At 60.0% G+C, this 8,725-nt stretch carries 6 protein-coding genes; 5 read left to right on the top strand and 1 reads right to left on the bottom strand.

Annotation, left to right across the window (positions count from 1 at the left end; genetic code table 11):
- Window positions 1-272: 272 nt before the first annotated feature.
- The 3 genes from ACE3OH_RS15555 (at window position 273) to ACE3OH_RS15545 (ending at window position 5,133) form a co-directional block, all read left to right on the top strand.
- The gene (locus tag ACE3OH_RS15555; RefSeq protein WP_374354871.1) at window positions 273-2,195 is read left to right on the top strand and encodes a PrkA family serine protein kinase; all 1,923 of its coding nucleotides are present in this window, start codon (window positions 273-275) and stop codon (window positions 2,193-2,195) included.
- 92 nt (window positions 2,196-2,287) lie between these two features.
- Window positions 2,288-3,556, top strand: a complete 1,269-nt coding sequence (locus ACE3OH_RS15550; RefSeq protein WP_374354868.1) for a YeaH/YhbH family protein — start codon at window positions 2,288-2,290, stop codon at window positions 3,554-3,556.
- On the top strand, window positions 3,553-5,133 hold the full coding sequence (locus ACE3OH_RS15545) for a SpoVR family protein (RefSeq protein ID WP_374354865.1): 1,581 nt from the start codon (window positions 3,553-3,555) through the stop codon (window positions 5,131-5,133). The genes ACE3OH_RS15550 and ACE3OH_RS15545 overlap by 4 nt, the downstream gene beginning before the upstream one ends.
- 59 nt (window positions 5,134-5,192) lie before the next feature.
- On the opposite strand, the gene ACE3OH_RS15540 is transcribed toward ACE3OH_RS15545, so the two are convergent.
- The gene (locus ACE3OH_RS15540) at window positions 5,193-5,468 is read right to left on the bottom strand and encodes a DUF2917 domain-containing protein (RefSeq protein WP_374354862.1); all 276 of its coding nucleotides are present in this window, start codon (window positions 5,466-5,468) and stop codon (window positions 5,193-5,195) included.
- Between the two features lie 198 nt (window positions 5,469-5,666).
- On the opposite strand from ACE3OH_RS15540, the gene ACE3OH_RS15535 reads away from it, so the two are divergent.
- Window positions 5,667-7,088, top strand: coding sequence for a PLP-dependent aminotransferase family protein (locus tag ACE3OH_RS15535; RefSeq protein ID WP_374354859.1), 1,422 nt, complete (start codon window positions 5,667-5,669; stop codon window positions 7,086-7,088).
- Window positions 7,089-7,399: 311 nt separating this feature from the next.
- On the top strand, window positions 7,400-8,473 hold the full coding sequence (gene rsgA / locus ACE3OH_RS15530) for a ribosome small subunit-dependent GTPase A (protein ID WP_374354857.1): 1,074 nt from the start codon (window positions 7,400-7,402) through the stop codon (window positions 8,471-8,473).
- Window positions 8,474-8,725 lie beyond the last annotated feature (252 nt).

The raw sequence follows: 8,725 nt of genomic DNA, 5'->3' as shown, positions 1-8,725 counted from the left end.
CGCGGTTCCCCCGCGCAATGCGGGGGCGGAGGGGTGGAATGAAACAGCAATAAATCAATGACCTATCTACTTTCGCGTTAGTCCCGGGTCTCCCGGGACATGCGGTGGCGGTCGAAAACCCGATTCGTTCAGAGCTTCCCTAGGCATCAGCCGCGTGTGCTATACCGGGATTGCGCCTACACCGGCCCGGCGCCTTGGGTTCGAGCCTGCTGAACTTTCAGGCCGGGCCTACTCCAAGCCACACGTCGACTGATTCTGATGAGAGGTAAGCCATGGACATTTTCGCCAATTTCAGTGCCCGCTACGACCGCACCCGTGAAGAAGAAATGAGCCTGCGGGAGTATCTGGAGCTGTGTAAACGCGATCCATCGGCCTATGCCACAGCGGCCGAGCGGATGTTGATGGCCATCGGCGAGCCCGAGTCGGTGGATACCCGCAACGACCAGCGCCTGTCGCGCATCTTTGCCAACAAGGTGATCCGCGTCTACCCGGCTTTTCGCGAGTTCTATGGCACCGAGGAGGTCATCGAGCAGGTGGTGGCCTACTTCCGCCATGCCGCCCAAGGACTGGAAGAGAAAAAGCAGATCCTTTATTTGCTTGGCCCGGTGGGTGGCGGCAAATCGTCGATTGCCGAAAAGCTCAAGGAATTGATGGAAAAAGTGCCGTTTTATTGCGTGAAAGGCAGCCCGGTGAATGAATCACCGCTGGGGCTGTTTAGTGCCGATGAAGACGGGCCTATCCTTGAAGAGCAATACGGTATCCCGCGCCGCTATCTCAAATGCATTCCCAGCCCTTGGGCCGTCAAGCGGATGAGCGAATACAACGGCGATATCGACCAGTTCCGCGTGGTACGCCGCTATCCATCGGTGCTCAAGCAGATTGCCGTGGCCAAGACCGAGCCGGGCGATGAAAACAATCAGGATATTTCCTCGCTGACCGGCAAGGTCGATATCCGCAAGCTGGAAAAATATGCGCAGGACGACCCCGATGCCTACAGCTACTCGGGCGGCTTGTGCCTGGCCAACCAGGGCCTGCTGGAATTCGTGGAAATGTTCAAGGCGCCGATCAAGGTCTTGCACCCCTTGCTGACGGCTACCCAGGAAGGCAATTTCAAAGGTACCGAAGGCTTTGGCGCCATTCCCTTCGATGGCGTGGTATTGGCCCACTCCAATGAATCGGAATGGAAACAATTCAAGAACAACAAGAATAACGAGGCCTTTCTCGACCGGATCTATATCGTCAAGGTGCCGTACTGCCTGCGCGTATCCGAAGAGGTGAAGATTTACGACAAGCTGCTGCGTAATTCCTCGCTGGCACAGGCACCTTGTGCGCCGGGTACCTTGAAGATGATGTCGCAGTTTTCCATTCTGTCGCGGCTGAAAGACCCGGAAAACTCCAGCGTCTATTCCAAGATGCAGGTGTATGACGGTGAAAACCTGAAAGATACTGATCCAAAAGCCAAGTCGATTCAGGAGTATCGCGACTTTGCCGGTGTCGATGAAGGTATGTCGGGCCTGTCTACTCGTTGGGCATTCAAGATACTGTCCAAGGTATTCAATTTTGATCACACCGAAGTGGCAGCCAATCCGGTGCATTTGCTCTATGTGCTGGAGCAGCAGGTGGAGCGCGAGCAATTTGCGCCGGAGCTGGAGCAAAAATACCTGGCCTTTATCAAGGAATACCTGGCCAGCCGTTATGTCGAATTCATCGGCAAGGAAATCCAGACGGCCTATCTGGAGAGCTATTCCGAGTATGGGCAGAATATTTTCGATCGCTATGTCACCTTTGCCGATTTCTGGATTCAGGACCAGGAATATCGCGATCCGGATACCGGTGAAAGTTTCGATCGCAATGCCCTCAACAATGAACTGGAGAAAATCGAAAAACCGGCCGGCATTTCCAATCCCAAGGACTTCCGTAACGAGATCGTCAACTTTGTGCTGCGGGCTCGCGCCAACAATGCCGGCAAGAATCCGGTGTGGACCAGCTATGAAAAGCTGCGCGCGGTGATCGAGAAAAAGATGTTCTCCAATACCGAAGAGCTATTGCCGGTAATCTCCTTCAATGCCAAGGGCAGTCATGAAGATGCCAAGAAGCATGAAGATTTCGTCAACCGGATGGTAAGCAAGGGTTACACCGCCAAGCAGGTGCGCCTGCTGTGTGACTGGTATCTGCGCGTCAGAAAGTCGTCTTGAGGCGTGCAGTGTGAAAGGTGGGACGGCGCAGCCGGCGCCGTTCGCCTTTCGCCCGAGCGCAATGGCCCGCATTACATTCCACAGGGTTTACCATGGCTCAGCTTATCGACCGACGTCTCAACGGCAAGAACAAATCCGCGATCAACCGCGAGCGTTTTTTGCGGCGTTTTCGTGGGCAGATCAAGGAAGCAGTGGCTCGCTCGATCAAGGGCCGCTCGATTACCGATATCGATAGTGGGGAGAAGATTTCCATCCCGGTGAAGGATGTGAACGAGCCGGTGTTCGGTCATGCGCAAGGTGGCATGCGCGAATCGGTGCACCCGGGCAATGAGGAATACCAGCGCGGCGACCAGATCGACCGGCCCGATGGCGGGGCCGGCGGCGGCGGTGGCAAGGCCTCGCAGGATGGCGAAGGCGAGGACGACTTCACTTTCGAGCTGAGCCGCGAAGAGTTTCTCAACTTCTTCTTCGATGATCTGGAGCTGCCCAATCTGGTAAAGACCCAGTTGGCCGCCACCCAATCATTCAAGCAGGTGCGTGCTGGTTATACCGCCGATGGAACCCCAAGCAATATCAATATCGTGCGCTCGCTCAAGGGCGCGCTGGGTCGGCGCATTGCCCTGTCCGCCGCGCCGATGGCCAGGCTGGATGAGGCGCGCGAAGAGCTAGACGAGCTGCTGGAAACCCTCGACGAGCATGATCCGGCGGTACAGGCACTGCGCGAGGAAATCCGCGCGCTGAAGACGCGCATCATCGGCATCCCCTTTATCGACCCGTTCGATCTGCGCTACACCAACCGGGTGAAGGTGCCGCGCCCTAGCACCCAGGCGGTGATGTTCTGCGTGATGGATGTGTCGGGCTCGATGGACGAGCAGAAAAAGGACACCGCCAAGCGTTTCTTTATCCTGCTCTACCTGTTCCTGATGCGGGCTTACGAAAAGATCGAGGTGGTGTTCGTGCGCCACCATACCCAGGCGCAAGAAGTGAACGAGCATGATTTTTTCCATGCGCGTGACACTGGCGGCACCGTGGTCAGCTCGGCGCTCAAGCTGGTCGACAAGATCATCGGCGAGCGCTTTCCTACCAATGACTGGAATATCTACATTGCCCAGGCCTCCGATGGCGATAACTGGGATAGCGACTCGGTGATCTGCAAGGACATCCTGCTTGGCAAGGTGCTGCCCCTGGTGCAGTACTACGCCTATATCGAGATTACCGAGGGCGAGCCGCAAAACCTGTGGATGGAATACCAGAAGATCGCCGCTGCTTGCGGCCATTTCGCCATGCGCAAGATCCAGTCGCAGGCGGACATCTACCCGGTGTTTCGCGATCTGTTCAAGAAAGTGTCGACCGCCGCATGACTGATACCCTGACCCCGCCCTCACCGCCACTGGAGCCGAAGAAGCGCAGTCGCAAGCGCAGCGCTTCCTTCAAGGGCCCGCTATCCACCGGCTCGGAATGGACCTTCGAGCTGATCGACCGCTATTACAAGGAGATCGAGCGGATTGCCGTGAAGGAATTCCAGCTCGATGCCTATCCCAACCAGCTGGAAATCATTACCGCCGAACAGATGATGGATGCCTATGCCTCGGTCGGCATGCCGGTGATGTACCACCACTGGAGCTATGGCAAACACTTTCTGCAGACCGAGAAAGGCTATAAACGGGGCCAGATGGGGCTGGCTTACGAGATTGTCATCAACTCCAACCCCTGCATTGCCTATCTGATGGAAGAAAATTCCATCACCATGCAGGCGCTGGTGATTGCCCATGCGGCGTTTGGCCACAACAGTTTTTTCAAGGGCAACTATCTGTTCCGTACCTGGACCGATGCCAGCGCCATCATCGATTACCTGGTATTTGCCCGGAACTACATCCGCCAATGCGAAGAGCGCTATGGCATCGACGAAGTGGAAGAGCTGCTCGACAGCTGCCACGCCCTGATGAATTACGGCGTGGACCGCTACAAGCGACCGCCCAAGCTATCGGCGGATGAAGAACGCAATCGCCAGGCCGATCGCGAGGCCTATCTGCAAAGCCAGGTGAATGATCTGTGGCGCACCCTGCCACGCCGGCAGGAAGAGGCAGAAATGGTCGAGGCACGCCGCTTCCCGGCTGAGCCGCAGGAAAACCTGTTGTATTTCATCGAGAAATTCGCACCGCTCCTGGAGCCGTGGCAGCGTGAGCTGGTGCGCATCGTGCGCAAGGTGGCGCAATACTTCTACCCGCAGCGGCAAACCCAGGTGATGAACGAAGGCTGGGCCACCTTCTGGCACTACACCATCCTTAACCAGATGTACGACGAAGGCCTGGTGACCGATGGTTTCATGATGGAGTTTCTACATTCCCACACCAGCGTGGTGTACCAGCCGCCGGTCACCAGCCGCTGGTATAGCGGCATCAACCCCTATGCGCTCGGCTTTGCCATGTATACCGATATCCGGCGCATTTGCGAGAACCCGACCGAGGAAGACCGCCAGTGGTTTCCCGATATCGCCGGCACTCCGTGGCGGCCGACGCTGGAATTTGCCATGAAGAACTTCAAGGATGAGAGCTTTATTGCCCAGTATCTGTCACCGAAGCTGATCCGCGATTTCCGCCTGTTTGCCGTGCGTGATGACGATCAGGAAGCCAAGCTGGAAGTGAGCGCCATCCACGATGAAACCGGCTACCGCGAAATCCGCCGCAAACTGGCCGACCAGTACAACCTCGGCAACCGCGAGCCGAATATCCAGGTGTGGGAAGTGAATACCCGTGGCGATCGCTCGATCACCCTGCGCCACACCCAGCATAATCGCCGGCCCTTGGCCAATAGCGTGCATGAGGTGCTCAAGCATATCGCCCGTCTGTGGGGATTTTCGGTCAAGCTGGAGAGCTGCGATCCGGAAGGCCGGGTGATCCTTAGCTATGAATGCAAGGTAGAGAAGCGGCAGCCTTGAGTCGCGTCGCACAGTACAGCTTTGTCTGCTGAAGCGCGCCGCCTGAGTGCGCGGCGCTCTCAGGCCAGCCTTGCCATGGCGCGGCTCAGCCAGTCGTGCCAGCCGTGTCGTGCGCCAGCTGTATCGGCATGGCGCACAGTCAGCTCGGTGTCGCACAGTGCCTCGATCACCACAGGGCCGCCCACATTAAGCCGATAGCGCTGTTGGCGCTCCAGCACGATATCGTCGCCGCCTTCGCTTAACCAGACGGTGCCGTGTTGAACCATGAGCTCGTCGCCGGCCAGTAGCTGCAGGGTCTGCACATGATCTTTTTCGAGATGATAGAGCTGGCGCATGGTGTTCTCCGCTTTGGATGGCAATGTGGCCATTTTACGTAGCGGCGCCAGTGATTTTTAGGCCCAGACTGTTCTGTATTTTGGCGGTACAGCGGCGGGCAGATCGCAACTGTCATGGTCGGTTTTGCCGTGGACTGTTTCTTGGCCGCCGTCGCCGCGCCGTGCATGATCACTCGCAACCCTTAGCCGCAGATCGCCATGTCCACCAGCACTGCCACCCTGTATGCGACGCTAGCCAATGAAATCGCGGCACAGATCGGCGCCGGAACCCTGAAGGTCGGCGAGCGCCTGCCCAGCTTGCGCGAGTTGCGCGACCGGCGCGGCGTCAGCCTGTCCACCGTCAGCGAGGCGTTCCGCCTGCTGGAGGACCGTGGCTTGATCGAGGCGCGGCCGCAGTCCGGTTTCTTTGTGCGCACGGTGCGCGAAACACCGCCGGTATCGCGTCCGAAACCAACGCCGGCAGCGGTGACTGTCAACAAGCGGCTGTGGGACTACCTGCAACTGACACATGGTTTGCGCCATGGCTTTTGCTACGCGGTGATGGCACCCGAGTGCTTCCCCAATAATCAGCTGCACAAGCTGATGAATGAGGCACTTAAATCCAAGCCCACCCTGTTGTCCGAATATGGCGGCACCCGTGGCCTGGAAGGCTTGCGGCGCCAAGTAGCACGCCATGCCATGGAGTGGGGCGGCCAGTTTACCGCCGACGATGTGCAGATCACCGCCGGTGGCATCGAGGCGCTGAATCTGGCCTTGCGTGCCACCACCCAGCCCGGTGACGTGGTGGCGGTGGAGTCCCCTACCTATTTCGGCCTGCTGCAGCTGTTTGAAGCGATGGGGTTGAAAGCACTGGAGATTCCTACCGACCCGATGCATGGCATCTCGCTGCCGGCGCTGGAGCTGGCCAGTCGCGATGGCGCGGTGGCGGCTTGCGTGCTGATGCCCAATTTCAGCAACCCCACCGGCAGCCTGATGTCGGACGACAACAAGCAGGCCCTGGTCAAGCTGTTGGCCGAGCGGCAGATTCCGCTGATCGAAGACGATATCTACGGCGAGTTCTACCAGGGGCGCGAGCGGCCGCGTCCGGCCAAGGCTTTCGATGAAACCGGCAATGTGCTGTATGTCGCCAGCTTTACCAAGCTGGTGGCGCCGGGCATGCGGGTGGGCTGGATCGCGCCGGGCCGCTACCGCGAACGGGTACAGATCCTCAAGTACATCAATACCTTTTCCACCCCGGCCGTCACCCAGGCCACCCTGGCGCGCTTTCTGGAAAGCGGTGGCTATGACCAGCATATGCGCCGCCTGCGCCGCATGTGCGCCGACCAGCTGGCCCAGCTGAGCGATGGCCTGGCGCGCTACTTCCCGGCCGGCACCCGCTGGACCCAGCCGCAGGGCGGCTATCTTTGCTGGGTGGCCCTGCCGGCCGGTGCCGATGCCACCCGCCTGTTGCAATCCGCAGTGGCCGAGGACATCAGCTTTGCGCCCGGCCCGCTGTTTTCCGCCCGCCACAGCTATCGCAACTATTTGCGCCTGTGCAGCGGCGAACCCTGGACCCCGACCGTTGATGCCCGCCTGCGCCGCCTTGGCGAGCTGGCGCAGCAGCAGCTGGGCATGCTGTGAGCGGCGGCAATCGCGCTTGCCAACTGCTGGTGTTGTTTTATTCACGCCGCGCTCCGCTGCACTTGACCGGGGTCTGCCTGCCGCGACACACTGCACGCCTTTCCGCAAAACCACAGGAGACAGCCATGACGCATCTTGACCTTGCCCTCCTGTCGGCCACGGTATCGCTGGGCGCTCGCCCACTCTAGCTCTACCCGATTCAACGCCCGGCGTCCGCTGGCCGACTCTCCATACCCTTTGTGCCCTGGCGCGCTTGCGTCATGGCTTTGCTCGCGCTGCGCGGGCGCAATGATTCTGGAAGGACGACCACCATGATCGAATTCGATTACGCCGCTTTGCGCGCCATCGGGCTGACGCAGGCTTTGATCAATCAACTGTATGCCAGCGAGATTCACGACGACGCACAGCTCGCACGCATTACCGAGCTGCAGCGCGACCGGCTGACCGTGCACGACGGCCGGCAAGAAATACTGGTGCGGGCCATGCCGCATCTGGTGGCCAGCTTGCAGGCACAAGCCACCGCCTTGTCGGTGGGTGACTGGGTGCTGGTACAGCACAATGCGCTGAATGAGCCTTGGATCGTGGCGCAATTGCCGCCGCTCACCCACTTGGCACGCCGCGCCAACGATGGGCGGCGCCAGCCGCTGGTCAGCAATGTCGATACCGCACTGCTGGTGATGGGGCTGGACCACGACTTCAATCTGCGCCGCTTGGAGCGCTATGCCGCCTTGGTGCGCTCCGCCGGTGTGGCGGCAGTGGTGGTGCTGAGCAAGGTCGACACCTGTGCCGATGCCGCAGCCAAGCAGCAACAGGTGCAAGATCGCCTGCCTGCTTCGGTGCCGGTGCTGGCGATCAATGGCCTGGACCCGGCCAGCGTCGCCCAGCTTGATCCCTGGCTCGGCGCCGGCCAGACGCTGGTGCTGCTGGGCTCCAGCGGCGCCGGCAAGTCCACCCTCACCAATACGCTGACCGCAGGCAGCGCCGGCCAGAGTACCGGCGCGGTGCGCGAAGCCGATAGCCGCGGCCGCCACACCACCCGCGCACGTTCGCTGCATTGCTGCGCGGATGGCAGCTGCATTATCGACACGCCGGGCCTGCGTACCTGGCGGCCCGATGAGGATAGCGAGGGCATTAGCGCCGGCTTCGAAGATATCGACGCCTTGGCCGGCCAATGCCGCTTTCGCGATTGCCAGCACGAAGATGAGCCCGGCTGTGCCGTGCGCGAGGTGGTGCCGGCTGACCGCCTGCGCAACTATCACAAGCTGCTGCGCGAAGCGCGACGCGGCACGCAGACGGCGCTGGAGCGCAAGGCGGCCACTGCCAAGTGGAAGGTGATCGGCAAGGCCGGTTACGAGCGGCAGCGGCAAAAGCGCGGCGGTGCCTGAGTGTCATATTGCGTTCGGCCAGACCATTGCAGCTAGCCCTGCCAAAGGGGGCGGGCCAGCGCAATGGGGGGCAGACATGCAAGCTGCCATATGAACCCGCACTACCGTGCTGGCAAACAGCGGGTCTTGCCGGTGAGCCGGCAAGACCCGTAGATCACTCCAGTGGCAAGGGCTCGGCAGAGTCGCGTTGGATCAGGCCAATGGCGTCCACAGAGGTAGGCTCTGTGCTATCGGCCGGATTGCCGGCGAGGG

Origin of the sequence: Chitinimonas sp., assembly GCF_041904975.1 — a bacterium.
Lineage (GTDB): Bacteria > Pseudomonadota > Gammaproteobacteria > Burkholderiales > Chitinimonadaceae > Chitinimonas.
The sequence above is the reverse complement of the archived record's forward strand: the minus strand, read 5'-3'. Positions and strand labels throughout refer to the sequence as shown.